At 68.7% G+C, this 25,786-nt stretch carries 34 protein-coding genes and 2 tRNA genes; 17 read left to right on the plus strand and 19 right to left on the minus strand.

The features are described 5' to 3' along the window. The first annotated feature begins 29 nt into the window (after positions 1-29). Positions 30-815: a histidine phosphatase family protein gene (locus tag ACK8OR_RS16025; protein WP_410190397.1), complete on the plus strand. Its 786-nt coding sequence runs from the start codon at positions 30-32 to the stop codon at positions 813-815. Between the two features lie 6 nt (positions 816-821). On the opposite strand, the gene ACK8OR_RS16030 is transcribed toward ACK8OR_RS16025, so the two are convergent. After that, a complete protein-coding gene (locus tag ACK8OR_RS16030; RefSeq protein WP_410190398.1) occupies positions 822-1,607 on the minus strand; it encodes a DeoR/GlpR family DNA-binding transcription regulator in 786 nt (261 codons plus the stop codon). A gap of 253 nt (positions 1,608-1,860) precedes the next feature. Here ACK8OR_RS16030 and glpD point away from each other — a divergent pair, with 253 nt between their 5' ends. Beyond that, entirely contained in the window at positions 1,861-3,444 is a 1,584-nt protein-coding gene (gene glpD / locus ACK8OR_RS16035; RefSeq protein WP_410190399.1) for a glycerol-3-phosphate dehydrogenase, read from the plus strand. Between the two features lie 10 nt (positions 3,445-3,454). On the opposite strand, the gene ACK8OR_RS16040 is transcribed toward glpD, so the two are convergent. The 4 genes from ACK8OR_RS16040 to ACK8OR_RS16055 all read right to left on the minus strand — a co-directional run bounded on the left by ACK8OR_RS16040 (position 3,455) and on the right by ACK8OR_RS16055 (position 7,353). After that, positions 3,455-3,530 (minus strand) — tRNA-Thr (locus ACK8OR_RS16040). 54 nt (positions 3,531-3,584) lie between these two features. Then, positions 3,585-5,165: a heme biosynthesis protein HemY gene (locus tag ACK8OR_RS16045; protein ID WP_410190400.1), complete on the minus strand. Its 1,581-nt coding sequence runs from the start codon at positions 5,163-5,165 to the stop codon at positions 3,585-3,587. A gap of 11 nt (positions 5,166-5,176) precedes the next feature. Continuing rightward, entirely contained in the window at positions 5,177-6,601 is a 1,425-nt protein-coding gene (locus ACK8OR_RS16050; protein ID WP_410190401.1) for a COG4223 family protein, read from the minus strand. A gap of 68 nt (positions 6,602-6,669) precedes the next feature. Beyond that, on the minus strand, positions 6,670-7,353 hold the full coding sequence (locus ACK8OR_RS16055) for a uroporphyrinogen-III synthase (RefSeq protein ID WP_410190402.1): 684 nt from the start codon (positions 7,351-7,353) through the stop codon (positions 6,670-6,672). Positions 7,354-7,422: 69 nt separating this feature from the next. Here ACK8OR_RS16055 and tsaD point away from each other — a divergent pair, with 69 nt between their 5' ends. From tsaD to pyrF, 6 genes are all read left to right on the plus strand, one after another. After that, the gene (gene tsaD, locus ACK8OR_RS16060; RefSeq protein ID WP_410190403.1) at positions 7,423-8,505 is read left to right on the plus strand and encodes a tRNA (adenosine(37)-N6)-threonylcarbamoyltransferase complex transferase subunit TsaD; all 1,083 of its coding nucleotides are present in this window, start codon (positions 7,423-7,425) and stop codon (positions 8,503-8,505) included. Continuing rightward, entirely contained in the window at positions 8,502-9,461 is a 960-nt protein-coding gene (locus ACK8OR_RS16065) for an NAD(P)H-dependent glycerol-3-phosphate dehydrogenase (protein WP_410190404.1), read from the plus strand. Before tsaD ends, ACK8OR_RS16065 begins: the two co-directional genes overlap by 4 nt. After that, entirely contained in the window at positions 9,461-9,736 is a 276-nt protein-coding gene (locus tag ACK8OR_RS16070) for a YciI family protein (protein ID WP_410190701.1), read from the plus strand. Before ACK8OR_RS16065 ends, ACK8OR_RS16070 begins: the two co-directional genes overlap by 1 nt. Then, the gene (locus tag ACK8OR_RS16075; protein ID WP_410190405.1) at positions 9,733-10,152 is read left to right on the plus strand and encodes an EVE domain-containing protein; all 420 of its coding nucleotides are present in this window, start codon (positions 9,733-9,735) and stop codon (positions 10,150-10,152) included. The genes ACK8OR_RS16070 and ACK8OR_RS16075 overlap by 4 nt, the downstream gene beginning before the upstream one ends. A 93-nt stretch (positions 10,153-10,245) precedes the next feature. After that, entirely contained in the window at positions 10,246-10,437 is a 192-nt protein-coding gene (locus tag ACK8OR_RS16080; RefSeq protein ID WP_410190406.1) for a hypothetical protein, read from the plus strand. A 64-nt stretch (positions 10,438-10,501) separates the two neighbouring features. Further along, entirely contained in the window at positions 10,502-11,185 is a 684-nt protein-coding gene (gene pyrF, locus ACK8OR_RS16085; protein ID WP_410190407.1) for an orotidine-5'-phosphate decarboxylase, read from the plus strand. Positions 11,186-11,187: 2 nt separating this feature from the next. Here pyrF and ACK8OR_RS16090 read toward each other — a convergent pair whose 3' ends face one another. The 6 genes from ACK8OR_RS16090 to ACK8OR_RS16115 all read right to left on the minus strand — a co-directional run bounded on the left by ACK8OR_RS16090 (position 11,188) and on the right by ACK8OR_RS16115 (position 13,628). After that, a complete protein-coding gene (locus tag ACK8OR_RS16090) occupies positions 11,188-11,583 on the minus strand; it encodes a hypothetical protein (protein WP_410190408.1) in 396 nt (131 codons plus the stop codon). A gap of 71 nt (positions 11,584-11,654) precedes the next feature. Next, the gene (locus tag ACK8OR_RS16095; protein WP_410190409.1) at positions 11,655-11,945 is read right to left on the minus strand and encodes an NfeD family protein; all 291 of its coding nucleotides are present in this window, start codon (positions 11,943-11,945) and stop codon (positions 11,655-11,657) included. Beyond that, a complete protein-coding gene (locus ACK8OR_RS16100) occupies positions 11,945-12,838 on the minus strand; it encodes an SPFH domain-containing protein (protein WP_410190410.1) in 894 nt (297 codons plus the stop codon). Before ACK8OR_RS16100 ends, ACK8OR_RS16095 begins: the two co-directional genes overlap by 1 nt. Positions 12,839-12,911: 73 nt before the next feature. Next, on the minus strand, positions 12,912-13,127 hold the full coding sequence (locus ACK8OR_RS16105) for a hypothetical protein (protein ID WP_410190411.1): 216 nt from the start codon (positions 13,125-13,127) through the stop codon (positions 12,912-12,914). A gap of 61 nt (positions 13,128-13,188) precedes the next feature. After that, on the minus strand, positions 13,189-13,431 hold the full coding sequence (locus ACK8OR_RS16110) for a hypothetical protein (protein ID WP_410190412.1): 243 nt from the start codon (positions 13,429-13,431) through the stop codon (positions 13,189-13,191). Beyond that, positions 13,428-13,628, minus strand: a complete 201-nt coding sequence (locus ACK8OR_RS16115; protein ID WP_298429569.1) for a hypothetical protein — start codon at positions 13,626-13,628, stop codon at positions 13,428-13,430. The genes ACK8OR_RS16110 and ACK8OR_RS16115 overlap by 4 nt, the downstream gene beginning before the upstream one ends. 94 nt (positions 13,629-13,722) lie before the next feature. Between ACK8OR_RS16115 and ACK8OR_RS16120 the strand changes: the two genes are divergently transcribed. Next, positions 13,723-14,976, plus strand: a complete 1,254-nt coding sequence (locus ACK8OR_RS16120; RefSeq protein WP_410190413.1) for a DNA polymerase IV — start codon at positions 13,723-13,725, stop codon at positions 14,974-14,976. A gap of 3 nt (positions 14,977-14,979) precedes the next feature. Here ACK8OR_RS16120 and ACK8OR_RS16125 read toward each other — a convergent pair whose 3' ends face one another. Continuing rightward, positions 14,980-15,840: an N-formylglutamate amidohydrolase gene (locus ACK8OR_RS16125; RefSeq protein ID WP_410190414.1), complete on the minus strand. Its 861-nt coding sequence runs from the start codon at positions 15,838-15,840 to the stop codon at positions 14,980-14,982. A 143-nt stretch (positions 15,841-15,983) separates the two neighbouring features. Here ACK8OR_RS16125 and ACK8OR_RS16130 point away from each other — a divergent pair. Both ACK8OR_RS16130 and ykgO read left to right on the plus strand, forming a co-directional pair. Continuing rightward, positions 15,984-16,058: transfer RNA gene (locus tag ACK8OR_RS16130), tRNA-Val, on the plus strand. A gap of 101 nt (positions 16,059-16,159) precedes the next feature. Continuing rightward, positions 16,160-16,285: a type B 50S ribosomal protein L36 gene (ykgO, locus tag ACK8OR_RS16135; protein ID WP_005850168.1), complete on the plus strand. Its 126-nt coding sequence runs from the start codon at positions 16,160-16,162 to the stop codon at positions 16,283-16,285. A gap of 55 nt (positions 16,286-16,340) precedes the next feature. Here the strand turns inward: ykgO and ACK8OR_RS16140 are convergent, their stop codons facing one another. From ACK8OR_RS16140 to yghX, 6 genes are all read right to left on the minus strand, one after another. Beyond that, on the minus strand, positions 16,341-16,805 hold the full coding sequence (locus ACK8OR_RS16140) for a hypothetical protein (RefSeq protein WP_410190415.1): 465 nt from the start codon (positions 16,803-16,805) through the stop codon (positions 16,341-16,343). A gap of 215 nt (positions 16,806-17,020) precedes the next feature. Next, a complete protein-coding gene (locus ACK8OR_RS16145) occupies positions 17,021-17,677 on the minus strand; it encodes a peroxiredoxin (protein ID WP_410190702.1) in 657 nt (218 codons plus the stop codon). 136 nt (positions 17,678-17,813) lie between these two features. Further along, on the minus strand, positions 17,814-18,476 hold the full coding sequence (locus ACK8OR_RS16150; RefSeq protein WP_410190416.1) for an RluA family pseudouridine synthase: 663 nt from the start codon (positions 18,474-18,476) through the stop codon (positions 17,814-17,816). A gap of 11 nt (positions 18,477-18,487) precedes the next feature. Further along, positions 18,488-18,688 (minus strand): hypothetical protein, encoded by a 201-nt coding sequence (locus tag ACK8OR_RS16155; RefSeq protein WP_410190417.1) that lies wholly within the window; start codon positions 18,686-18,688, stop codon positions 18,488-18,490. Beyond that, positions 18,685-18,891: a hypothetical protein gene (locus ACK8OR_RS16160; RefSeq protein ID WP_410190418.1), complete on the minus strand. Its 207-nt coding sequence runs from the start codon at positions 18,889-18,891 to the stop codon at positions 18,685-18,687. Before ACK8OR_RS16160 ends, ACK8OR_RS16155 begins: the two co-directional genes overlap by 4 nt. A 27-nt stretch (positions 18,892-18,918) precedes the next feature. Further along, a complete protein-coding gene (gene yghX / locus ACK8OR_RS16165; RefSeq protein ID WP_410190419.1) occupies positions 18,919-19,812 on the minus strand; it encodes a YghX family hydrolase in 894 nt (297 codons plus the stop codon). 93 nt (positions 19,813-19,905) lie between these two features. Here yghX and ACK8OR_RS16170 point away from each other — a divergent pair, with 93 nt between their 5' ends. Continuing rightward, positions 19,906-20,367 (plus strand): CreA family protein, encoded by a 462-nt coding sequence (locus ACK8OR_RS16170; protein ID WP_410190703.1) that lies wholly within the window; start codon positions 19,906-19,908, stop codon positions 20,365-20,367. Positions 20,368-20,374: 7 nt separating this feature from the next. On the opposite strand, the gene ACK8OR_RS16175 is transcribed toward ACK8OR_RS16170, so the two are convergent. After that, positions 20,375-20,977: a LysE family translocator gene (locus ACK8OR_RS16175; RefSeq protein WP_410190420.1), complete on the minus strand. Its 603-nt coding sequence runs from the start codon at positions 20,975-20,977 to the stop codon at positions 20,375-20,377. A gap of 183 nt (positions 20,978-21,160) precedes the next feature. Here ACK8OR_RS16175 and ACK8OR_RS16180 point away from each other — a divergent pair, with 183 nt between their 5' ends. From ACK8OR_RS16180 to ACK8OR_RS16200, 5 genes are read left to right on the plus strand one after another with little or no spacing between them, the layout of a single operon-like run. Next, entirely contained in the window at positions 21,161-22,456 is a 1,296-nt protein-coding gene (locus ACK8OR_RS16180; RefSeq protein ID WP_410190421.1) for an NAD(P)/FAD-dependent oxidoreductase, read from the plus strand. Next, a complete protein-coding gene (locus ACK8OR_RS16185; RefSeq protein ID WP_410190422.1) occupies positions 22,453-23,217 on the plus strand; it encodes a DUF1365 domain-containing protein in 765 nt (254 codons plus the stop codon). Before ACK8OR_RS16180 ends, ACK8OR_RS16185 begins: the two co-directional genes overlap by 4 nt. Further along, the gene (locus ACK8OR_RS16190) at positions 23,214-24,437 is read left to right on the plus strand and encodes an MFS transporter (RefSeq protein WP_410190423.1); all 1,224 of its coding nucleotides are present in this window, start codon (positions 23,214-23,216) and stop codon (positions 24,435-24,437) included. Before ACK8OR_RS16185 ends, ACK8OR_RS16190 begins: the two co-directional genes overlap by 4 nt. Next, positions 24,434-25,006 carry a DUF3833 family protein gene (locus tag ACK8OR_RS16195; RefSeq protein ID WP_410190424.1) on the plus strand — a complete coding sequence of 191 codons (573 nt, stop codon included), beginning with the start codon at positions 24,434-24,436 and terminating at the stop codon, positions 25,004-25,006. The genes ACK8OR_RS16190 and ACK8OR_RS16195 overlap by 4 nt, the downstream gene beginning before the upstream one ends. Continuing rightward, complete coding sequence (locus tag ACK8OR_RS16200; protein WP_410190425.1) at positions 24,999-25,739, plus strand: SDR family NAD(P)-dependent oxidoreductase; 741 nt, start codon at positions 24,999-25,001, stop codon at positions 25,737-25,739. Before ACK8OR_RS16195 ends, ACK8OR_RS16200 begins: the two co-directional genes overlap by 8 nt. The last annotated feature ends 47 nt before the right edge of the window (positions 25,740-25,786 follow it).

Genomic DNA, 25,786 nt, shown 5'->3' on the forward strand with positions numbered 1-25,786 from the left:
CAACATGACGGACCTATGAAGGACGCGTCATGATCCGAACCCTCCTCACCGCCGCCACACTCCTCACCACCCTCCCCGCCGCAGCGCAGGAGGTCGAAAGCCAGACCGACGTCGACGTCGCCGGCATCATCTCGCAGATCAGCACGCAGATGGGCGAGATGTCGATGACGATGCCCACCGCAACCGGTGGCCCCGAGTTCAAGGAGGTGCTGCGGTTCGAGCCGTGGCAGATGCTGGGCGATCTGTTCCGCGACGACGTGGTCCTGCTGATGCGGCACGGCCCGACGGATTGGTCGATGCGCGACGTCTCCGATGTGGCCCCGACCGATTGCGCCAACCAGCGCGTGATGACCGATGCGGGCAAGCACCAGATGCTGGAGCTCGGGGCGCTGCTCGTCGCCAACGAGATCGTGCCCGGTCGCATCGCCGTCAGCGAATGGTGCCGCAACCAGGAAACCCTCGAAGCGCTGCGCCAAGGCATGATCATGGCCAACAGCTCGTCGATCTCCGGGCTCGAGATCGAGACCGTGCCGGACCTGAACCTCCTGCTCTCGCTTCAGGGCGCGCCAAATGTCACGAACATGCGCCAGCTCATCTCGGACTGGAACGGCAGCGGCGGCAACGGCCCGCTCCTCGTCATCTCGCATTTCACGAACATCCAGGAGCTCACGGAGTTCAGCGTCTACGAGGGCGAGATCCTGATCATCGATCCGAAGCGCAACAACCGCGTCCTCGGCTACCTCCGGCTCAAGAGCGCGGCACCCGATGTCGGCCATTTCGACGAGAGCGTCGCCGTCACCGCAAACGGCGGCTGACCGATCTCAGGCCGTCGCGACGCTGGTGGCGACTGGGGTGACGACGACCCGCGTGCCCCAGTCGGCGCAGGATGCCGCGAGCGCATCGCCCGGCCGGCGGTCGGTCACCAGAAGGTCGATATCGCCCAGGCTGCCCACCCGGATCGGGGCCTTCCGCTGGAACTTGCCGTGATCGGCCACGAGGATTGTCTGCCGCGCGCGTGCCATCGCCGCGCGGGTCACGCTGACCTCGCGCTGGTCGAAGTCGAGGATGTCGCCATCCGCCTCGACCGCCGAACAGCCGATCACCGCAAAGTCGAATTTGAACTGACCAATCGTGCTTTCGGTCAGGGGGCCGACCATGCCGCCATCGGCGGGCCGGACCGTACCGCCGCAGAGCACGACCTCGCATTCGGGGTTCTCGATCAGGATCTGCGCGACGTTGATGTTGTTGGTGACCGCGATCATGTTTTCATGACCGACGATGGCGCTGGCCACGGCCTCGGTCGTCGTGCCGATCCCGAGGAAGACCGAGGCCCCGCCGGGCAGAACCGCCGCACAGGCCCGCCCGATCGCGGTCTTGGCATCCCGGTGCTGGCTGCGGCGCTGTTCGTAGATCACGTTCGCGGTGCCCGACGGCAGGATCGCACCACCATGCACCCGCTCCAGTCGTCCGGCCTCGGCCAGGTCGGTCAGGTCGCGCCTTATCGTCTGGAGCGTCACCCCGAAATGAGCGGCGAGCCCGTCGACGGTGACGCGCCCTTCACGGCGGGCGATGTCGATGATCTCGGGATGTCGGAAGATCTGGGCCATGCTTGGGTCAGTTCGCCTGTATTCGCCAAAGGTTCTCAACATCTTGCAAAGCGTGATGTCTCGAACCAGCGTCTACGTCGCGCCGTGACGGACCGCATTGAACTATGACACATGCGGCCATCCGCCACGCCGAAATACGAACGCAGCGGCCATGCGCGCTTCGCCATCAGCGAACATTGTCGCGCATGCCCCTTTTCGCTTCGCCGGGGGATCGGTAGGTGCGACGGCAGATCATTCTTCAGCGCGAGATCCCATGACGTCTTCCGACATAACTAAGGCCGTTTCGGACCTGTTCGTCATCGGCGGCGGGATCAATGGGTGCGGCATCGCCCGCGATGCGGCGGGCCGCGGCCTGTCCGTGACGCTCGTCGAACAGAACGATCTGGCGTCGGCCACGTCATCGGCCTCCACGAAGCTCTTTCATGGCGGGCTGCGCTACCTCGAATATTTCGAGGTCCGGCTCGTGCGGGAATCCCTGATCGAGCGCGAAACCTTGCTGCGCGCGATGCCGCATATCTCGTGGCCCATGCGCTTCGTGTTGCCCTACCACCCCGATATGCGGTTCGAGAGCGAGACGCCGACCTCGAAGGTGCTGAATACCGTGATGCCGTGGATGCGCGGCCGGCGCCCCGCCTGGCTCATCCGCCTCGGCCTTCTGATGTACGACAATCTCGGCGGCCGGAAGATCCTGCCCGGCACCCGGTCGCTCGACCTGACCCGCGCGCATGAAGGCGAGCCGCTCGAAGATCGTTTCCTGAAGGCGTTCGAATACTCCGACTGCTGGGTCGAGGACAGCCGTCTGGTGGTGCTGAACGCGCGCGACGCCGAAGCGCGAGGCGCACGCATCCACACCCGCACCCGCTTCGACGCCGCGCATCGCGACGGGGATCACTGGTCGATCGAGCTGACCGACCTCGCCACGGGCGAGAGCCGCACCGAGCGCGCACGCATGATCGTCAATGCGGGCGGCCCGTGGGTCGGCGACATCATCCAGCAGCGCGTCCGCATCCCCACCAACGAAGGTGTCCGCCTCGTGCGCGGCAGTCACATCGTGACCAAGCGGCTCTACGATCACGACAAGGCGTATTTCCTGCAGGGCGAAGACGGGCGCATCATCTTCACCATCCCCTACGAAACCGATTTCACGCTGATCGGGACCACCGATGCCGAACATCACGACCCATCGGTCAAGCCCGTCTGCACCGACGAGGAGCGGGACTACCTGATCGCCTTCGCCAACCGCTATCTGAAGCGCGACATCACCGCCGATGATGTGGTCTGGACCTATTCCGGCGTCCGCCCGCTTTATGACGACGGCGCATCCAGCGCGACGGCGGCGACCCGCGATTACGTGCTCAAGGTCGATGGCGGCGGCGAGACGGCACCGGTCCTGAACGTTTTCGGCGGCAAGATCACAACCTATCGCCGCCTGGCCGAAAGCGCGATGGAGCGCATCGCGCGCACCTTCCCGCAAGCCGCGGAGACGTGGACGGCGGGCGTGCCCCTGCCCGGGGGCGACTTCCCCGTCGATGGCGTGCCCGCACTCGTCGCGGGCCTGCGCGAAGACTACCCGTTCCTCGAGAGCCGCCATGCGCTCCGCCTCGTACGGGCCTACGGCACCGAGGCGCGCGCGATCCTGGGCAACGCTGCGACGCTTGCCGATCTCGGACCCGAGTTCGGCGCGACGCTGACCGGCGCCGAGGTGACGTGGCTGATGGAGAAGGAATACGCCCGCACCGCCGAGGACGTACTCTGGCGCCGGACGAAGCTGGGCCTGCGGATGACCGCCGCCCAGACCGCCGAACTCGACGCGTGGATGGCGGATCGCCTGACCTGAGGGGGTTATCTGGTGCCGCTGAAGGGACTCGAACCCCCGACCCCATCATTACGAATGACGTGCTCTACCAGCTGAGCTACAGCGGCACCGTGGCGGCGTCCTAGCAGGGGTTCGGGACCGGTTCCAGCCCCGAAATCGCGTCACATCCGCGACGTCCCGGCGGTGGTGGGAACCTCGTCCTGGGGTGCCGGCGGGCTGTCGCCGGCGGGCAGGGTTACGGGCTCCGAGACGTCGCGCGTCGTGCCGACCACGTCCGGATCCACATTGCGCTCGGTCACGACCTCAACCTCGGGTTCATCCGAGGCCACCGGCCGGGCCTCAACCTCTGGCGCGACCGGGTCGGGCGCGCCGATCAGCAGGGGCAACATATCCGAGGCCAGCGCCGTGGTGGGCACCGTTCCCGCGCGCGGCTCGGTCCAGCTCAGCGCGTCGAAGGTCTCGCAATTGGTGCAGACGGGCAGCCATTGACCATGCACGGTGCCGCAATTCTCGCAGACCCATTGCGGCCCGCGCGAAGCGCCCAGCGCCTTGGCCAGCCAGCCGCGCACGACCGCTTCCGAGCCGCCTTCGCCGCGTTCGATCGCCGCCATGAGCGACAGGCTGCGGGCGGAGGGATGGGTCTCGTAGAGCGTGCCCAGCGCGCGCCGGGCCGCCGGGAAATCTTCGGCTGCAAGGTGCAATTCCGCTTCCAGCATCTTCGCTTCGGGTGCCGCCGGGTCGAGTTTCAGGAACGGTTGGAACCGCTTGATGCGGGCATCGGGCGTCTCGCCGGGTTCGATATCGGCGAAGGCCGCGGCCAGGTCGGGGTGATGCTTCGTCTGCCACGCGGCCTTGAGCACCTTGGCCGCACGCCGCTTGTCGCCGCTTTCGATGTGCATCCGGGCGGCCAGCACCGCGGCGGGGACCAGTTCGGGCGACAGCCGGTTCGCCTCGAGCGCCTCGGCCCGGGCCTTGTCGGTGTTGCCCTGCGCCAGCTGGTCGCGCGCATCGGCCATGCTCAGCACCGCCTCGCGACGCTTGTAGACGTCCTTGGGGAGCGAGCCGGACTTGACCTTGGCCGTCAGAACCTTGCGCGCGCCGTCCCAGTTGCCGTCCTTGGCCTGCAGGCGCAGGAGCGTGTCCTGCATCTCGACATGGCGCGGCTTCAGGGCGAAAGCCTTCTCGGCCAGCTTCATCGCCGTGACGGTGTCGCCCTCTTCGAGCTTCTGGCGCATCAGCCCGCGCACGCCGACGAAGCGGGTCCGGTCATGGCGCACCAGTTCCTTCATGGCCTCGCGGGCGCGGTCTGTCTCACCCGCGGCCTCGGCGGCCTGGGCCACGACCAGCGTCGTGATCTCGGGCTTGTTAAGGTATTTCTCGGCCTTCTGGGCCTTGGTCGTCGCCTCGCGCGCCTCGCCAGAGGCCAGCGCCACCAGCGAATCCGACAGCGCCTCGTAGCCCTTCCGCTCGCGGTTGCGGTCGAAGTAGCGGCCGATCGCGGTGTCGTCGCCGTTGATGAACCGCAGCGTCGCGACGAGCAGACCCGCCAGCTTGAACAGGATCCAGAGCGCCAGCATCGCTACGAGGAGGCCCAGCACGACGACCAGCGGCGGCAGCACGTATTCCGCGCCGTTGAACGTGACGAGCACCTCGCCCGAAACCGAAAGCAACCACTGCGCACCGAAGGCCAGTGCCACCACGAGCCCGACGAAAAGGAGGATCTTGAAAAGCGACCAGAGCATCTAGGAAATCCTCACCCGTCCTGAAGGTAGTCATCGAGGGCTGCACGGGCGTCGCGGCGGGCGGTCGCTCGTGCGGTCCAGTCGGCCAACACGTCCTGCGCGCCCTCGGGCAGCGCGTCGATCTCGGCCAGCGCCGTGTCCAAATTCCCCGCGCGCACGGCGGCCTCGGCCCGGCTGAGCACGGCGTCGGGATCATCGCCTTCGCGCGGCTCGAGCGAGCGGGCATTGAAGAGCGATCCGAACATGCCGCCCACGCCTTCGGGCGCGGATCCGGCACGGGCCGCGCGCAGCGCCTCGCGCGCCAGCGGCGGGAAGTCGGCCACGAGATCGCCCAGCGTCGCAACCCCCTCGGCGGCGGAAGCGGCCAGCGCATCAGGCGCATCGCCGAGGACGTCCAGCGGCTCGGCGAAGGGCGCACCGGATTCGAGCGCGATCCGAAGCTGGTTGGCCGCAGCCTCGCGCGCCAGCGTCTCGGCTTCGTTCTCGACGGCGGCGGTTTCCGCTCCGATCTCGTCGATCCGTGTCGCGAGGCCGTCGATCCGGCCCGTCGCATCCGACAGCCCGGTCTCCACCGCGTCGATGCGCCCGCCGAGATCGGCCCGGAGACCGTCCAGCGCCCCGGTCACGTCCTGCGCCTCGCCCGAGGCGTCCACACGCGCCGCCAGTGCATCAAGATCGGTGCGCAGCGGGGCCAGATCGACGGGCGCCGCATCGACATTCGCCGTCGAGGCGGCGTCGGCGGGACCGGCAGCGGGCGCATCGGGCAGCGCCGCGACCTGCGCCTCGACCTCGTCCAGACGGGCCGAGAGGTCGGCTTGCGCACTCTCGATCGGTGCGAGGTCCACCGGGGCCGCGTCACCCCCCTCGCCCAACGCCGCGAGGTCCGCCTCCAGCGCCTCGATGCGCGTCATGTCTATTTCAGGAGCGGTCTCGGGTGCGATGAAGGTCGGGATCGCATAACCGATCGCACCGGCCACCAAGCCGCCGAGGACCAGCGGCAGGAAGCCCGGTCCGCGCTTCTCGATCACCGCGGGCGGCGGCGCCGTGATCGCCGTGGCGGGCTCCGCATCGGGTGCGGGGTCCGGTTCGGGTTCGGACGCGTCGCCCGCGATATCGGCGATCAACGTGTCCTCCACGGCGTCGTCTGCCGCCGTCTTGCCCGCGAGGCTGTCATCGGTCGGCATATCGTCCGAAGGCGCGTCGTCCGACGCGGTCTCGGCCACCGGCGTATCCGCCACGCCATCGGCCGCCGCCTCCGGATCCGTCCCCGCGGCGACGCTGTCATCGGGCATGTCCACCGCGGTCGCGACCAGCGTGTCCGACCCGGCCGTCCCCGCATCCTCGGACACGACGACCGCATCCTCGACCGGCGTCGCGGGGCTCGTATCCTCGGGGGACGTGTCGGTCTGGGTCGTCTTGCCGGTCTTGCGCGCCACCACGTCGTCTCCCCGTCAGCTTCGGCCCAAAGGACCATGGATACACCTAGACCGTCCCCCGTGGGCCCTCAACCGCCGTTTGCGGCGAGCGCCTTGCGGATCGCGCTCTCCATCGCCTGCCCGTCGGGGCGCGCGGCCATTGCGACGGGGCGAACCGGCGCGGCCTCGGCCACCGCGCGGCTGAGGCAGACCGCGCGGACATGGTCCAACGCGCCCGCCGGGCATTCGGTCCCGAAGATCGTGGCGGTGCGCGGCGAATAGAGCGGGACGAGGGTCGGACCGGCCCGGAGAAGGGCGCAGGCTGGCGCGGTCAAGGGCAAGGCGGTCTGCCGGTAGATGACGGCATCGGTCGCGGCGCGGCCCCGCGCCCGAAGGTCGCCGGCGAGGTCGCCGCGCTGCACCTCGCCGCGCAGATGGACAAGCGGCGGCGCGTCCTCGGGGACGAGCGCGGCGAGCGCCGCCGCATCCGCCCCGACGCCCCGGACGTCGAAGCCCGCCGCCGCCGCACGGCGCGCCGTCTCGGGCCCGACGACCCAAGCGGGCCAGGCGCCTGCGCCGCCCATGGCCGTCCACGCATCGATCGCGGCAGGCGAGGTCAGAAGCACGCCGCCGGGGATCGCGGGCAGAGCGCCCATCGGCGAGACCTCGAGCAGTGGAGAGACCAGGACCGTCGCGCCCGTGTCGGCCAGCCGCGCCGCGAGGGTCGTCGACGCGGCGCGCGGGCGGGTCAGCAGGATGGGCAACGGGCGCATTGTTCCCCCGGATCGGGCGGCCTAGGTGAAGGGCGAGGGTGAACCCGCAGCACGGACGGCACAACACCTATGGCGCAGGGTCTGACGATATTGGGGCTGGAAAGCTCCTGCGACGACACCGCGGCCGCCGTGGTGCGCCGCGACGGCGCGGGCGACGCCGAGATCCTGTCCAACGTCGTGATCCGGCAGGACGATCTTCACTCGGCCTTCGGCGGCGTCGTCCCCGAGATCGCCGCCCGCGCCCATGCCGAGAAGATCGACCTCGCCGTCGAACAGGCGCTGGCCGAGGCCGGCGTGACCCTTACGGCTTGCGACGCCATCGCGGTGACGGCAGGGCCGGGCCTGATCGGCGGCGTGCTGGCGGGGGTCATGTGCGCCAAGGGATTGTCGGCGGCGACGGGCCTGCCGCTCGTCGGGGTGAACCACCTGGCGGGTCACGCGCTGACGCCGCGGCTGACGGATGGCGCGACCTTTCCTTATCTGATGCTGCTCGTCTCGGGAGGGCATTGCCAGTTCCTGCGGGTCGATGGACCCGATGCATTTACCCGGCTGGGCGGCACAATCGACGACGCTCCCGGCGAAGCCTTCGACAAGACCGCCCGCCTCCTCGGCCTGCCGCAGCCCGGTGGCCCGTCAGTCGAGGCGGCGGCCGCACAAGGCAAGACGTCGGTGCCCCTGCCCCGCCCGCTCCTCGATCGGCCGGGGCTCGACATGTCCTTTTCGGGCCTCAAGACGGCGTTGCTTCGTGCGCGCGACGCGGTCGTGGCCGAGCATGGCGGCCTGCCCCGCGACCGCCGCGCCGATATCTGCGCCAGCTTCCAGGCCGCGATGACCGAGGTCCTGGCCGAAAAGTCGCGCCGTGCCCTCCACGCGCATCCCGATGTCACCGCCTTCGCCGTCGCGGGTGGCGTGGCTGCCAATCGCAGCCTGCGCGCGGCCCTGACCGAGCTTGCGGGGGGCGCGAACCTGCCGTTCCTCGCCCCCCCCCTCGCGCTTTGCACCGACAATGCCGCGATGATCGCTTGGGCGGGCGCGGAGCTTTTTGCCGGGGGACGCCGCGACAATCTTACGCTCGCGGCCCGGCCCCGCTGGCCGCTGGACGGCGATGCCGCGCCGATGCTCGGGTCGGGCAAGCGCGGGGCCAAGGCGTGAGCGCGCCCATCGGCATCGTCGGTGCGGGCGCCTTCGGGACCGCGCTGGCCGTCGCACTCGCCCGCGCGGACACGCCTGTCCGCCTCTGGGGCCGGGATCGCGCCATCCTCTCCGAGGCGGTCCGCACCCGCTGCCTCCCGCGCCTCCCGGGCGTGACCCTGCCCCCGCCCGTGTTGCCCACCGCCGATCCCGCGGACCTCACCGCCTGCGACACCATCCTGATGGCGGTCCCGATGCAAACCCTCGGCGCCGTCCTCGCCGATCTGCCGATCGAACCCGCGCATCTCGTGGCGGCCTGCAAGGGCGTCGACCTCGCAACCGGGCGCGGCGCGACCGCCATCCTGCGCGACATGCGCCCCGACGCGGTGCCCGCGATCCTGTCCGGTCCCAGCTTCGCGGCCGATATCGCACGGGGCCTGCCGACCGCGCTCGTCCTCGGATGCGCCGATGATGCGGTGGGTGCGACGCTCCAGACCCGGCTCGCCACGCCCGTCCTGCGCGTCTATCGCAGCACCGATACCATCGGGGTCGAACTGGGCGGTGCGCTCAAGAACGTCGTCGCCATCCCCTGCGGCGCGGCCATCGGCGCGGGGCTGGGCGACAGCGCGCGCGCCGCCCTCATGACGCGCGGCATGGCCGAGATGATGCGGCTCGCCGCCGCGATGGGCGCGCGGACCGAGACGCTGATGGGCCTGTCGGGGCTGGGCGATCTCGCGCTGACCTGTGCCTCGCCGCAATCGCGCAACTTCGCGTTGGGCCATGCGATCGGCGCGGGGTCGGCGCGGCCAGACGCCACGACCGAGGGGGCCGCGACCGCCCGCGCGGCGCTCGACCTGGCCGCACGTCACGACATCGACCTGCCGGTGACGCGCGCGACCGCCGGGCTTGTCGCCGGGGACCTGACGGTCGAAAACGCGATGCACGCCCTTCTCTCCCGCGACCTGAGGTCCGAATGATGCTCCACGCCCTGATCTGCACCGACAAGCCCGGCCATCTCGCCCTCCGACAGGAGAACCGCGAAGCCCATCTGGCCCATCTGCGGGCCGATCCGCATGTTCGCCAGGCGGGCCCCTTCGTGAACGCGACCGGCGAGATGTGCGGCTCGCTCATCATCTTCGAGACCGAGGACCGCGCCCATGTCGAGGCCTTCGCCGCCGCCGACCCCTATGCGACGGCGGGCCTGTTCGAGGATGTCCGAATCGAGGCCTGGAACCGGGTCGTATCGGCATGAGGTACTGGCTCTTCAAATCCGAGCCCTCGGTCTGGTCCTGGGACGACCAGGTGGCCAAGGGCCGGGCGGGCGAAGAGTGGGACGGCGTCCGCAACTACCAGGCGCGCAACTTCATGCGCGAGATGGAGCCGGGGGACCGGGGGTTCTTCTACCATAGCCAGTCCGAGAAGGCCGTCGTCGGCATCGTCGAGATCTCGGCCGCCGCCCATCCCGACAGCACCACCGATGACGACCGCTGGGACTGCGTCGATATACGGGCCGTGCGCGCGCTAGACGCCCCCGTGACGCTGGGCGCGATCAAGGCGCGGGACGACCTCTCGGAGATGATCCTCGTTCGCAACAGCCGCCTCTCGGTCCAGCCCGTGACCGAAGCGGAATGGCAGGCGATCTGCGCCATGGGCGGGGTCGATCCCTGACGCGCGTAAAAATTTCGTTAACGCGAATGCAACCGATTCGAACGAAGCGGCGTTCCTTTTTCGAACGACGCCGATGACGAACCGGAGACGCCCTTGCCGACAGATCGTGTAATCCGCATCGAAGCCGTCCGGTTCGACCCGCTCGACGGCACATTCGCAGGCACCGCGATCCTGCGCGCGCCGGGCGGGACCGTTCACCGCCGCCGCCTGACGGCCCCCGGCGATCCGGCCTGGACGCACGACACCGCCGTCAGCGCGCTGGCCGAACAGGCCCATAACACCTGACACTCTGGACAGGCCACGCACGGCGTCCTACCCCGCCCGGCAACCCCCTTGCCGGAGATTGCCCATGTCCGATGACCGCCTAATCGTCGCGCTCGACGTCCCGAACGCGCTCGATGGGCTCGCAATGGCCGAGACGCTGGGCGATGCCGTGTCTTTCTACAAGATCGGGCTGGGCATGCTGACCGGCGGCGGTCTCGCGCTGGCCAACGAGCTCAAGGACGAGCACGGCAAGCGCATCTTTCTCGATATGAAGCTGTTCGATATCGGCGCCACGGTCGAAGCGGCGGTGCGCGGGCTTGCGCAGTTCGACCTCGACTTCCTGACCGTCCATGGCGACCCGCATGTGGTCGCGGCGGCGGCGCAGGCGAAGGGCGACATGAAGATCCTCGCCGTGACGATCCTGACCTCGCTCGACCGCGCCGATCTGGACGCGTCGCTGATCGCGCCGGGCGATATCGCCGACCTGGTGGCGATCCGCGCCGCGCGGGCCTTCGAGGCGGGCGCCGACGGGGTCATCGCCTCGCCGCGCGAGGCGGCTGCCATTCGCGCCCTGCCCGAGGCACGGGGGAAGCTCATCGTGACGCCCGGCGTGCGACCGGCGGGCGCGGCACTCGGCGACCAGAAGCGCACCGAAACGCCCGCCTCGGCGATCGAGGCGGGCGCGGATCACATCGTGGTGGGTCGCCCCATCCACGCCGCCGCGGATCCCCGCGCCGCTGCGCAAGCGATCCTCGACGAGTTGGGCTGACGTCAATCGACGGGCACGACCGGCACGGTTGTCGTCGTCACGTCGCTTTCGACCGAGACGGCGGTCCCGGCGGTCTCTTCGACGGCGACGGCGGTCACGGGGGCGGTTTCGGTCGCCGTCTCGGTCGCAACGATTTCCGCGTCGGTGGTCGGCGTCACGGCGACCGTCTCGTCGGCGGCGAACGCACCGAACAGCCATGCCAGCAGCAGAAGCCCGAGCACGACCGCCGCGGCGATGATGATCCAGTTGGTGCCGGAGCTGTGCGTCTCGCGCGGTTCGGCCACGTGGTCGTGATCGGTCGTCCGTGCGGTGTGGGAATCATGCGGCACGCGGGCGTCTACCTCGGCGCGGCTGATGTTGTTGTGGCGGGGGTCGGTCGTGTGGTCGATGCTGGCCATGTCGGGCCTCCGTCTGTTGCAGGTCTATACCCAGACAACGACGACCCCACCCGGTCAGGTTCCCAAATTATTCAGTCGTTTACGTCGTCGTCGAAGGTCTGTGCCGCGGCACCCGGCGGCCCGAACACCGCCCGGAGCGCGATCCACGCGATCAGCGACAGCACCGCGAAGGCCACCAGCAGGCTGGCAAAGCCGTAGCCGCCCGCCAGACCGACCAGCGGTCCGAGAAAGCCGGTGAGCAGACCGAGCCCGATGAGCCCCGCGCCGATCGCGAACCCGAGCATGATGTAGGAGGGGGCGAGCACTTCGACGACGCCGAAGACCAGCGCCGCGAGCATCCAGATCCACCATGCCGACCACATCAGCCCCGACCCCGCAGCATCTTGAACGCCTCGCCGAACGCATCGAGCGCCGAGGCAGGCACGACGACCGTCTGGCTGCCGCCCTTGCCGCCCAGCGCGGTCAGTGCCTCGACCTGCTTCAGCGCGACCTGGTACTGCGCCGCCTCGAGGCCGTTATCGGCGATGGCGCGGGCCACGACCTCGGTCGCATAGGCCTCGGCATCGGCGGCGATGCGCCGGGCCTTGGCGGTCTGCTCGGCGGCGTAGAGCTCGGCATCGGCGGCCAGTTCGACCGACCGCTTCTGACCCTCGGCCTCGGTCACCTGCGCCCGGCGGGCCCGCTCGGCATTGAGCTGCTGCATCATCGCCTCGCGGGTCTGCTGATCGAGATTGACGTCGAGGATCTCGGCCCGCGTCACCTCGATCCCCCAATCGTCCACGGCATCGGCGACCTGCGCCTTGATCTTGTTGATGACCTCGGAGCGGTTCGACTGCACCTCGTCGAGTTCCATCATCCCGATCTCGGCGCGCACGATGCCGGCGACCGTCGTCGCGATGGCCGCGTCGACGTCTCGGATGCGATAGACGGTCTTTTCGGGCGCGAGGATGCGGTAGAAGACGCTCGTTTCCACCTGCACGAGGACGTTGTCGCGGGTGATCGCGTCCTGGCTGGCATTGGGAAGCTGCCGCTCGAGGATCGAGACCTTATGCGCCACCTTGTCGAGGAAGGGCACGATGAGGTTGATGCCCGGCCCGAGCACGGATTTCAGCCGCCCGAACCGCTCGACCACGTATTTCTCGGATTGCGGAACGATCCGCACGCCGAGCATGATGCAGACGATCACGAAGATCGCGATGGCGATCAGCACGGCGTTCTCGCCCGCGAGTGTCAGAAGTTGCTCTTCGATATCCATGACCCGGTCCCTCGCGATTTTGCGAACGATGCCCTGCGATCAGGGCGGGGACAACGGGTCATGGACGATGTCGTCAGTCGCCGACATTGGCGAGGCCGGTGCCATCCGCCTCGGGGACCACGACGTTGAAGCCGCCATCGACGGCGGGGCCTTCGGCGGTAAGGTAATAGAGGTTCGGCATTACGAAGACGACGATCAGCCCGCCGAGCACGATCGCGACCGCGAGCCAGATGTAGTAGTTGCGCTTGCTGCCCTCGGGGACGGGGGCGTCATGGGGTTCGGTGACCATAGGGATTCTCCTTCGGTCCAGTGAACGAGCCAGCGCCCGCTCCGTTCCGACGGCGCGACATTCAGTCCCCGAGCTTTCCGTCATCGACGATCACCGCCTCGGGCCCGCCATCAGCCGCGACGGGCGCATCGTCCGCCCAGAGGACCGACACCGCGAGGATCGCGACGATCAGCGCCAGCAACGCCAGCAGGCCGATCTTCGCCCGGCCGCCGTTCGGGGCGACGTCGTCGTGCGTCAGCGCACCGTCGCCCGGTGCTTGACCCGACGCATGGCCCTGCTTGGTCTCTGTGCCCTCGCCACTCATTGCGAGACGACCGCCGGAGTTTCCTCGACGGTTTCGTCGCCGCCGGGAATCAGTAGGAAGACGACGAAGAGGATCAGGACGAAGGCCGCCGCCGTTAGCAGCATCTTTCGCCCGGCCGGGCTGGACGGCGCCTCGACCGCGGACTGGGCGGAGCCGCTGGGCGGCGCGTTGGCGTCGGGTTTGTGCGGATCGGTCATGGCAGCCTCCTCGGGCATTGTGACAATCCCTTTGGAAACCCCAAAGCCCCCCTCGCGGGTTCCCTCGGCGCCGTACGGAGATTACATCCTCGCCATGCCGTCGCTCTGCCGCGCCTGTCTCCAGTCCTTTCCCGATGCGCGACGCTGTCCCCGTTGCGGCAGCCCCCGCGTGACCACCCACCCCGAGCTGTTCGACCTGTCGATCGCGCATATGGATTGCGATGCGTTCTATGCCTCGGTCGAGAAGCGGGACCGGCCCGAACTGGCCGATAAGCCCGTCATCATCGGCGGAGGGCGGCGGGGCGTCGTCTCGACCTGCTGCTACGTCGCGCGCATCCGGGGCGTGCGCTCCGCGATGCCGATGTTCAAGGCGCTGGCGATTTGTCCCGACGCGGTCATCATCAAGGGTCGCATGTCGCTCTATGTGGAGGTGAGCCAGGCCATCCGCGCCATGATGGAGGAGCTTACGCCCGATATCGAACCGCTCTCGCTCGACGAGGCGTTTCTCGACCTGACCGGCACCGCGCGCCTCCACGGCCAGCCGCCCGCCGTGATGCTGGCGCGGCTGGTCGCGCGGATGCAGGCCGAGCTGGGGATCACCGGTTCGATCGGGCTCAGCCACAACAAGTTCCTCGCCAAGATCGCCTCCGATCTCGACAAGCCGCGCGGGTTCTCGGTGATCGGCGCGGCCGAGACCGAGACGTTCCTGGCCGACAAGCCGGTCGGCATCATCTGGGGCGTCGGCCTCGTCGGGCAGGAATCGCTCAAGAAGGCGGGGATCAACACCATCGCCGATCTGCGCCGGTGGGACCGCGCCGATCTCGGGCGGCGCTTCGGATCGATGGGCGACCGGCTTTGGCATCTGGCGCGGGGCCAGGACCGCCGCCGGGTCAGCGCACGCCGACCTGTCAAGTCGATCTCGAAGGAGACGACGTTCCACGAAAACACCGCCGATCCGGATATCCTCGACGGGCATCTCTGGCGGCTGGCCGAACAGGTCAGCGCGCGCGCCAAGGCCAAGGGTCTGGCGGGGCGGGTCGTCACGATGAAGATCAAGCGCGCCGATTTCACCTCCGTCACCCGCCGCCATGCCCTCTCCGAGCCGACGCAGATGGCGGACCGCATCTACCGCGAGGGCCGCGCGCTGTTCGACGCGCTGGGATGGAGCGGGCCCGCGCGGCTGATCGGGGTCGGGATCTCGGATCTCGTCCCCGAGGATCAGGCCGATCGGGCGGGCGACCTTCTGGATCCGCACGCCGCGCGCCGGGCCGAGGCCGAACGCGCGACCGACGCGATCCGGGCGCGGTTCGGCGAAGATGCGATCCGCAAGGGACGCGCACTGCGCTGACGGCTATTCGGCGGCGACGCGATCCTTTCCGCGCGCCACTTCGGCGAAGCGTGCGAACGCATCCGTAAGCGCGCGCTTGAGGTCGTCGAACCCGGCGGTCTGGCGCATCGCGGCCTCGTCCATGTAGAGCGCGCGGTCGATCTCGATCTGGATGGCATGACGGCCGCGGGCGGGCTTGCCGTAGTTCTGCACGACATAGGCCCCCGCAAACGGCGCATTGCGCGCGACCCGGAAGCCCTGGTCGGTGAAGATCGTTTCCAGCGCGTCCATCAGGTCCGGCCGCGCACCGGCCCCGAAGCGGTCGCCCAGCACGATCTCAGGCGTGCGGCCCGCCGGGGCCGAGGCCTCGATCGCCTCGTGCGGCATCGAATGGCAATCGATGAGGACGGCTTCGCCGAACCGGGCCTGCGCCTCGTCCATCAAGGCGGCGAGCTGCGCGTGGTAGGGATGCCAGAACCGCTCGATGCGGTCGCGCGCTTCCGAGCGGCTGATCTTGCCGTCATAGATCGCGCGACCCTGTGCGACGACGCGGGGAATGACCCCCAGCCCCGAAGTGATCCGTGGATTGGCCACCGATCCGCGCGGCACGTCGCGCACGACTGCCGGATCCAGCTCCTCGGTGGCGCGATTGAGGTCGAGGAAGGCGCGCGGCATCTCGGCCACCAGAAGCGGCAACCCCAGCGACGGCATGTCCTCGAGCAGGAGATCGACGAACGCGTCCTCGGACGACCGGATGCGGTCGCCGTCGAGCACGGTCGCGGACATGAAATCCCAGTCGTAGTTGCGGCCCGAATGGGGGCTGGCCACGACGACGGGCGATCCGATCGCATCGGGTCGAAACAGGCGGAAGGACTGGCGCGGCATGGGTGGATCGAGGCTCCTCGCACGATAACCTAGGGCGTTCGCGATACGGCAGAAAGCCCCCTTGCACGCCCTCGTGAAAGACACTATCCCCGCCGCACCAATGCGCCGGGCTGTCGGGAGTTCCCGTTATTTCGGCGGATCGGGGGTGATTAGCTCAGCGGTAGAGCACTTCGTTGACATCGAAGGGGTCACTGGTTCGATCCCAGTATCGCCCACCACCCCGCATCTTCCCCACGGAAGACGGCGGGATCTCACCGCCCCCGCCGGGGGCACGGATTGAAACCCGGGGCGCACGCCCCGCAGGCATAGGAGAGCAGCCATGAAGGTTCGCAATTCCCTCCGGTCGCTGAAGAACCGCCACCGCGACTGCCGCGTGGTGCGTCGCAAGGGCCGGGTCTACGTGATCAACAAGACGCAGCGCCGCTTCAAGGCCCGCCAGGGCTGAACGCGACGACCGCGTGACGATCAGGGCCGCTCCTACGGGGGCGGCCTTTTTCGTGTCAGCGCGCGGGACGCGCGACGAAGCAGACCTGCCCGCGCGGCAGCATGTCGTCGCGGCGTCCGAGGTCGAACCCCGCCGCCTCGACCATCCGCCGAACGGCGTCTTCGGAGATGTGCCAGGGCGGACGGTCGGGATGGGTGACGACACCATCGGCCTGCCGGACGGGACCGGCGCCGTCGCGGCCGAGAAATACCGTGAAGAGGAACGCCCGGAGCGCGGGGAAGGCGATGCGCGCGCGGTCGAGCGCACCGCCCAGACGATCCGCCGGCAGGTGTGTAAAGACCGCGAAGGAGATGGCGAAGTCGATCCCCGGCGGCACCCCCGGATAGCGGAAGCCGTCATCGCCGATCAGGTGGTCTTCGGGCAGCCTGTCTGGCGCGTCCAGTTCCTCCTCGCGACCGCGCAGCATCAACGCGCGCGACGCGTCCGTAGCCCAGTAGTGCCCCGCCTCGAGAAACGGCACCGCTCGACATCCCAGCCGCATCGCCCCCGCGCCGATGTCCAGAAGACGATGATGCGGCGCCAATCCCTCGGCCCGAAGGAGCGCTATCTGCGCGCGACCGGTCTCGTCCCAGCGCCCGCCGACGATCGAGCGGTGCTGCCCGGCCGCCAGCGCGTCGTCGTAGAAGCCGGGCGCCAGGTACGGAGAGACCCGGCGCCCGTCCCCCGCCCCGCCCGTCAGGCCGAGGGGTCCTTCGTCATCCGCAGATACGGGAAATGCGTCGTGAAATCGCCGAACTTGGCCTTCGCATCCTCGTCCGACACCGCCGCCGGGATCACCACGTCCTTGCCGTGGTCCCAGTTGGCCGGCGTGGCCACGCCGTGCTTCGCCGCCGTCTGGAGCGCGTCGACGGCACGCAGGATCTCGGCGAAGTTGCGGCCCACGTTCATCGGGTAGGTCATCGAGAGCTTGAGTTGTTTGTCCGGCCCGATGACGTAGACCGAGCGCACCGTGGCGGTGTCGTTGGGCGTGCGTCCGTCGGGCAGGTAGGCGTCGGCGGGCAGCATGTCATAGGCCTTCGAGACGTCGAGCGACGTGTCGGCGATGATCGGGAAGGTCGGCTCGGCGCGGCCGAAGGTCTCGATGTCGGCCTTCCACTTGCGATGGCTTTCCGCGTCGTCGACCGAGATGCCGATCACCTTGACGCCGCGCTTCTTCCACTCGTCGGCCAGTTGAGCCACGGCGCCGAACTCGGTCGTGCAGACCGGCGTGAAGTCCTTCGGGTGGCTGAAGAGGATGGCCCAGCTGTCGCCGATCCAGTCATGGAACCGGATCGGTCCCTCGCTGGTCTCGGCCTCGAAATCGGGAACGGTCTGGTTGATGCGAAGACCCATGGTCTCGTCTCCTCGCTCGGTTGCGTCGCTCGTCATGTAGTCCCCCTGCCCCGGTCTTGAAACGGGTCGCGCGTGGGATCGGGACAGCGGTTCGCCCCTGGCTCGCCGGTCGGAACGGTATCCCCTTGGGCGCGGATCAGAACGGACAGGGCGCCTCGAGCCGCATCATGATGCCTTCGACCGGATGCTCGAACTTCAGACCCTCGGCATGGAGCATCATGCGCGGCCACGCCTCCGGGTCGTCGGAGTAGAACGGATCGCCCAGGATCGGATGCCCAAGCTCGCGCATATGCACCCGAAGCTGATGGCTCCGCCCCGTGCGCGGCATGAGCTTCATCCGCGTGGTGCCGTCCTCCATCGCGACCCGCTCCCAATCGGTGACCGACGGCTTGCCGGTCTCGTGGTTCACATGCTGCAGCGGCCGGTTCGGCCAGTCCACGATCAGCGGCAGGTCGATCGTGCCCTTCGCCTCGGCCACTGCGCCCGCGACGCGCGCGATGTAGCGCTTCTTGACGCGCTTGGTCTCGAACAGGCGCCCCATCTTGCGCTGCGCCAGCTTCGTCAGCGCGAAGACCATGATGCCCGACGTATCCCGGTCGAGCCGGTGACAGAGTAGAACCTCGGGATGGGTTCCGGCCAGCCGTGACAACAGGCAATCGGCGAGGTGGTCGCCGCGTCCCGGCACCGACAGGAGGCCCGCGGGCTTGTCGACCACCAGAAGATGCGCGTCCTCGTGGATCACGGGGATCGGCCCGTCGGGCGGATCGTAGGGCGTGGAAGGGCCGGGCGCGTCGGTCATGGGCGGCAGCCCTACCCGCGCCCCCGCCAGAGTCGCAAGCCCGCCCAGATCGCGGTGCCCCCGAAGAAGAGGGTCGACATGCCGACGACCTCGATCGCGGCGATCCCGCCGACGCCCCGGAGCGCGACCGCCCCGCCCATCAGCGCAAGCCCCCCGAGAGAGACCAGGAGATAGAACCACGTCTCGCGGCGGTTGGGGCCGTATTTGCTCACACGCCGTCCCGACCGCCGGGGGCGTCATTCGCCGGTGCGTGATCGGGCCGCACCGACCCGTCGCCCCGCTCCCTGCGTGCGTCGTCCTTCCAGGGCCGACGCCACATCTCGCGCAGCGCCTGCGGCAGGGAAACCAGCGCCACCAGCACGGCGATCAGGGCCAGCCAGCCCAGCGGGTGGATCGATGCGGCGAAATCCATCATGGCTATCTCCCGAAGGGTTGCGTCCGATCAGGCGAGATACACCCGGAACCACGCGACGGTCTTTTCCCACGCGGCCTCGGCCGCCCTTGCATCGTAGCGCGGGGTCGTGTCGTTGTGGAACCCGTGGTTTACGTCGGGCCAGATCAGCGCATCGTAGATCTTGTCGTTTTCTTCCAATGCCTTCTGCATCTCGGGCCAGCCGGCGTTGATGCGGCTGTCGAGCGCGGCGTATTGGAAGAGGAGCGGCGTCTCGATCTTCGGCACGTCCCCCGCGGCGGCCTGCCGCCCGTAAAAGGGCACGCCCGCATCGAGCTCCGGGTACGCCACCGCCAACGCATTCACCACGCCTCCGCCGTAACAGAACCCCGTCGCGCCGACCTTGCCGTTCGTTCCCTCCATCGCGGCAAGGTATTCGTAGCCCGCGAAGAAGTCGTTCATCAGCTTTTCGCCGTCGACCTGCCGCTGCATCTCGCGGCCCTCGTCGTCGTTGCCCGGATAGCCCCCTATCGAGGTCAGGCCATCCGGCGCCAGCGCGACGAAACCGGCCTTGGCCACCCGTCGCGCGACATCGCGGATATAGGGGTTCAGGCCGCGATTCTCGTGCACGACCAGCACGGCGGCGGGCGGGCGCTCGGGGTCGATCTCGGCCGGACGCACCAGATAGGCATTCACGTCGCCATGCCCGTTCGGGCTGACATAGGTGATGTCCTCGCCCGTGATATCCGCGTCGTCCTCCCTCACCTGCTGCGCCAGCGCGTAGTTCGGCGAGAGGGTCGTCAGGATCGCCGCCGCCGTCAGGCCACCGACCGCCCATTTGCCCGCGCGGTCGAGAAACTCGCGCTTGCTGATCTTCCCGTGGGCGTAAAAATCGTAGAGATCGAGCAGCTCCTGGTCGAAATCCCTGGCTGTCATGCGTGTCATGGCGTGTCTCCCGTCCCTAATGAACAGGGGGACCGTAGCGCGGTTCACGGCGCCATACACGGAACTTGGCGAAGCGCGCCGCGTTTCATGGAAATGAAATCGCACATTCTCGCCGCCGCCCTCCTTCTCGCCCCAACAGCCCATGCCGAACAAGTCGGCGAGGTGGGGGTCGACTGGGTCGGCAACGACATCATCATCGAAGCCATCGCCGACCCGAAGGTCGAGGGCATCACCTGCCATATCGCCTATTTCGACAGGTCGTTGATCGACCGGCTGAGCCAGGGGGCGTGGTTCGAGGATCCGTCCAATGCGTCGATCGCCTGCCGTCAGACCGGACCGATCCGCGTAGGCGACATCGACATGTCCGAGGATGGCGAGCAGGTGTTCCGCGAAAGCCGGTCGATCATCCTGAAGTCGCTCCGCATCAAGCGCATCTTCGACGAGGCGAACCAGACGCTGATCTACCTCGTCCACGCGCAGGAGTTGACCGAGGGGTCCGCCAAGATGTCGATCTCGACCGTGCCGCTTTACGGCGCGACGCTCGCGACGGACTGACGCCCGCCTAGAGGATCGCCAGCGCCGCACCGTAGGCCACGAAGCACAGCGCCAGCGACCGCCGGAGCCAGACGCTCGCCATCACGCCCATCGCCCGCTGCCCCAGCCATGCGCCCAGCGCGCACCAACCGGTGTAGCTGAGGGTCGTGAGCGTCAGCGCGGTCGGCCCGAGGACGCCCATTTGTGCCAAGACGGGGATGTCGGCTGACACGAACTGTGTGAACGCCGCGAGGTAGCCCGCGAGCGATTTGGCATTGAACGTGGCGACGGCCAGCGCCCGCAGGTAGATGCCATGGGCCGGTGGCGGATCGGCGGCGGGGGCTTCCCCCGCCCGGACCCAGGCCCGGACCCCCAGCGCCACGAGGATCGCGGCCCCGATCAGCTTGATCGCGTCGAACGCGCCGGGTGCCGCCAGCAGAAGCGCCGTCACACCCGTCGCCGCCAGCCCGAGGAACAGCGTCGCCTGCGTCAGGATTCCCGCCACGCACCAGAGCGACGCCCGGAATCCGGCGGACCACGCCGTCAGGATGCAGTTGGCCGCGTTCGGACCCGGCGAGGTCACGAAGACCGCCCAGAAGGCCGCGAACACGATCCAGTCGGTGAAGGGCAAGGACGGCTCCGGCGTTTGCAACAGTGCGGACGATTACGACCCGCCACCCTAGGCGCGGCGTCCCGAACCCGCTAGGCATCTCGAAACGTTCGGACCTGCGCGGATATGCGCATCTTGATCGTGGCCGCGACGCCCCATTTCTAGTGGCAACGCCACCAACCGCCGATCGGACCACCCCTTCCCTTGCAGAACATCCAGACTTCCCCGTCCCGCCGTATCGCCGTGATCGGCGCGGGCATCAGCGGCATGGCGGCCGCCGATGCGCTCGCCGCCGGCCATTCCGTCACCCTGATCGAGGCCGCGCCGCGTCTCGGCGGCCACGCCCGCACGGTCCTCGCGGGCCGCACGGGCGAGCAGCCGGTCGATACCGGCTTCATCGTCTACAACCGCCCGAACTATCCCAACCTCGTCGAATTGTTCGAAGATCTCGAGGTGCCGGTGGCGGAATCGGACATGTCCTTCGCTGCGTCCATCGAGGGCGGACGGATCGAATACAGCCTCCAGACGCTCGACACGCTCTTCGCGCAGCGCAGCCTCGCCTTCTCGCCGCCCTATCTGCGGATGGTGCGCGACGTGTTCCGCTTCAACGCCCGGGCGGGCGAGATGGACATCGCGCCGGATCTGTCTCTGGGCGAGTTCCTGACCCGGATGGGCCTCGGGCAGGAATTCCGGGACTGGTATATCGGCCCCATCTCTGGCGCGATCTGGTCGACTCCCAGCCAGAACGTCATGGATTTTCCGGCCGCGGCAATGCTGCGCTTCTTTCGCAACCACAACCTCCTGCACCACACCGGCCAGCATGTCTGGTACACCGTCGATGGCGGATCGATCCAGTACGTGTCCCGGCTCGAGGCGCGGATGCGGGCGCGTGGCGTCGACATCCGCCTCGGCGCGCCGGTCGAGGGTCTGCGCCGTCTCCCCGGCGGGGTCGAGATCCGGGTGTGGGGCGGTGAATGGGAGCGGTTCGACGACGTGGTGCTCGCAACCCATTCGGACGTCGCGCTGTCGCTTCTATCGGACGCGTCCGAGGCCGAGACGACCCATCTGCGCGACATCCGCTACCAGGACAATCGCGGCATCCTGCATCGCGATCCGTCGGCCATGCCCCGGCGCCGCAAGGTCTGGGCGTCGTGGAACTACAGCGAAGCCAAGCGCGGCGGCGACGACCGGCTGGGCCTGACCTACTGGATGAACCGGTTGCAGAATATCGATGAGAGCGATCCGCTCTTCCTGACGCTGAACCCGCAGAGCACCTTCCGGGACGAGGATATCTACGACGACAACACCTTCCGACACCCGGTCTACGACCTTGCGATGCTGAAGGCGGTCGAGGGCATGCGCGCCCTGAACGGCACCGCGAACACGTGGTTCTGCGGCGCATGGATGCGGAACGGCTTCCACGAGGACGGCATCGCCAGCGCGCTCGATGTCGTACAGGCGATGTCGCGGCGGACCCCGATGGGGATCGCGGCGGCGTGACTCGGGTCCTGGACCATGTTCCGGGCCAGACCTTCCATGGCCGCCGCGCCGAAGGGGTGACGAACGCCTTCCGCTACGGGGTCGATTACGTCCTGCTCAACCCGACCGATACCGGGCCGATGCCATCGCTCTTCGGACGCAACCGCGCCTCCCTGGCCTCGCTCCGGGATCGCGACCATGGCGGGCCGCCCGGCGCGGGACGCGGCGTGAGGTGGGTGCACGAGGTGCTGTCCGAGGCGCATCCGTCCTTCCGACCCGGTCGCATCCTCCTACTCGCCCAACCACGCGTGCTGGGTCACGCGTTCAACCCGGTGAGCTTCTGGCTTATCCACGACATGGCCGGCGCGTTCCGGATCGCCATCGCCGAGGTGACGAACACCTATGGCGACCGGCATTCCTACCTCTGCCATACCGACGACCTCGCACCGATCACGCCCGACACACGGCTGGGGGTCCGCAAGCTGATGCATGTCTCGCCCTTCCAGCCGACCGAGGGGGATTATGCGTTCCGTTTCGACATCGCCCCTGATCGCGTCGACATCCGCATCGACTACCGCATCGGCGACGGCCGGCTTCTGGCGGTTCTGACCGGGCCGCGTGTGCCGCTGACCAATCGCGGGCTGATCCGCGCGGCGCTACGGCGGCCCTTCGGCACGCGCCGGGTCCTCGGGCTCATCCACTGGCAGGCGCTGCGCCTCTGGTGGAAGGGCGCGACCTGGCGGAACCGGCCCCGTCCGCCCGAACACGAGACGTCGCGGTGACGCGGACGGAAGGGCTGCCCCGCTATGCCGGGTTCGCGGCCCTGCTCGCGGCGGCCGGCCTTCCGATCTACATCCACGCGCCGAAATTCTACGTCGACGGCTACGGCGTCACGTTGGCGCAACTTTCACTGGCGCTCTTCGCACTGCGGCTGATCGACGTGGTGCAGGACCCACTGCTGGGCCGGCTGGCCGAGGCGACGCGTAACCGGCGCGGCGTGATGGTCCTCGGAGCCGCGGCCCTGATGGCGGCGGCGATGGTGGCGCTCTTCGCCGTGCCGCCCGCCCTGCCCCCGCTCTGGTGGTTCGCGCTCAGCCTTGCGGCGCTCTTCTCGGCCTTCTCGTTCCTGACGATCTGCTTCTACGCCCAAGGCGTGGCGAAGGCGCGGGCGATGGGCGACGGACATGTCCGTCTCGCGGCCTGGCGCGAAACGGGCGGGCTGCTGGGTGTCTGCCTGGCCGCGGCGTTGCCGGCGGTTCTGGCAGGGACGGGCGCACCCTTCGCGTGGTACGCGGCGATCTTCTGCATCGGGGTCGTTTTGGTCGTCTGGCTGATGCGGCGTGAGTGGACCGGCGGCGGCGAGGCGCCAGATACCGGCGGGCTGCGCGCGGTGCTCGGCGACGCGCCGGCGCGCCGCCTCCTCCTCCTCGCGCTGGTCAACGCCACGCCGGTCGCCGTCACCTCGACCCTCTTTCTCTTCTTCGTCAGCGACCGCCTTCAGGCTCCCGGCTGGGAGGGGCCGCTGCTCCTGCTGTTCTTCCTCTCGGCGGCGTTGGCCGCGCCGCTCTGGGGTCGGGCGGCCGAGCGGATCGGCGCGCGCCGTTCCCTGCTCTGCGCGATGGGGCTCGCCATCGTGACCTTCGCCTTCGCCCTGACCCTCGGGCCGGGCGATGCCATCCCCTTCGCGGCGATCTGCGTCGCCTCAGGGGCTGCCGTCGGCGCGGACCTGACACTTCTCCCGGCGCTCTTCGCCAAACGCCTGGCGGTGATTGCGCCCTCGGCGGCGGACGGGTTCGGGCTATGGTCCTTCGTCAACAAGATCACGCTGGCCTTCGCCGCGATTGCCCTATTTCCCACGCTGGAAGCTGCGGGGTTCGTGCCCGGCGGGGCCAGCCCCACCGCCGCGATGACAGTGCTGACAATGCTCTATGCCGGTGTCCCGCTGGTCCTGAAATCCGCAGCATTCCTGCTGCTGGCGCGCCTTGACCCGGAGGAAGGATGACAGACCCGATACTCTACGTCCTGATCGGCGTCGTCCTGACGCTGGCCTGCACCTGGATCGTGCGGCGGACCTTCGCGTTCCAGGCGCAGGAGCATGACGATTACGTCCACCTGCTGCCCGAACTGGACCTTCGGCGACATCTCAACGGGACGATGCGCTGCCAGGGCATGATCTTCGGGCCGACCGGACGCGTCAGCAGTCGCTTCGTCGCCATCATGCGGATGACGTGGGACGGAAATGTCGGCTCGATGATCGAGACCTTCGTCTATGACGACGGCACGACGCAGGAGCGGGTCTGGCTGATCACCGTTCACGAGGACGGCCGGGTCGAGACCGAGGCCAACGACGTGCCCGGCGGTGGACAGGGCCGTCAATCGGGCAACACGCTGGGCCTGCGCTACCGTATCCAGCTCCCCGAGGAGATGGGCGGTCATCTCCTGTCGGCGGTGGACTGGCTCTACCTTCAGGAGGACGGAACCATCCTCAACCGCAGCCAGTTTCGCAAGTTCGGGATCAAGGCCGCGGAGCTCTTCGCCGTCATCACCCCCATGGAGGACGAGGATGCGTGACTGGAGCGGCAAACGGTACTGGCTCGTCGGCGCGTCCGAGGGCCTCGGCGCTGCGTTGGCCCAGAAGATGTCGCGCGCGGGCGCCGAACTGGTGCTCTCGGCCCGGTCCGAGGACAAGCTCGACGCGCTGGCCGCCGACCTGCCCGGACGGTCCGAGGTGCGGACCTGCGACGTCTCCGACAGCGCATCGGTCCGCGCGGCCGCCGAGGCCATCGGCCGGATCGACGGCATGGTCTTCCTCGCGGGGGTCTATTGGCCGCTGAAGGCGCAGGAGTGGAATCCGGACAAGGTCGAGGCGATGATCGACGTGAACCTGACGGGGGCGGCGCGCTGCGTCGGCGCGGTGATCGGCGACATGGTCGAGCGCGACGCGGGGCATATCGTACTGACCGGCTCGCTCTCGGGGTTTCGCGGCTTGCCGGGGGCGACGGGATATTGCGCGTCGAAGGCCGGGATCATAGGGATGGCCGAGGCGATGTATGCAGACCTGCGCACGACGGGCGTCCAGGTCCAGATCGCGAACCCGGGCTTCATCAAGACGCGGCTGACCGACAAGAACGATTTCGACATGCCCTTCCTGATGGAGCCCGAGGAAGCCGCGCAGCACATGTTCGAGCTGATGTCGGGCGACGACTTCAAGAAGAGCTTCCCGACGGTCTTCTCGTGGCTGTTCCGGGGCGGTCAGTTCCTGCCGGACGCGCTCTGGTATCCGATCTTCGCCCGGAAAGGCTGAGGACCGGAGGGGGCGCTGCCCCCGCCCTTCGGGCCCCCCGAGGTATT

This window comes from Jannaschia halovivens, assembly GCF_046452375.1.
In the GTDB taxonomy this organism is placed as follows: Bacteria; Pseudomonadota; Alphaproteobacteria; order Rhodobacterales; family Rhodobacteraceae; genus Jannaschia; species Jannaschia halovivens.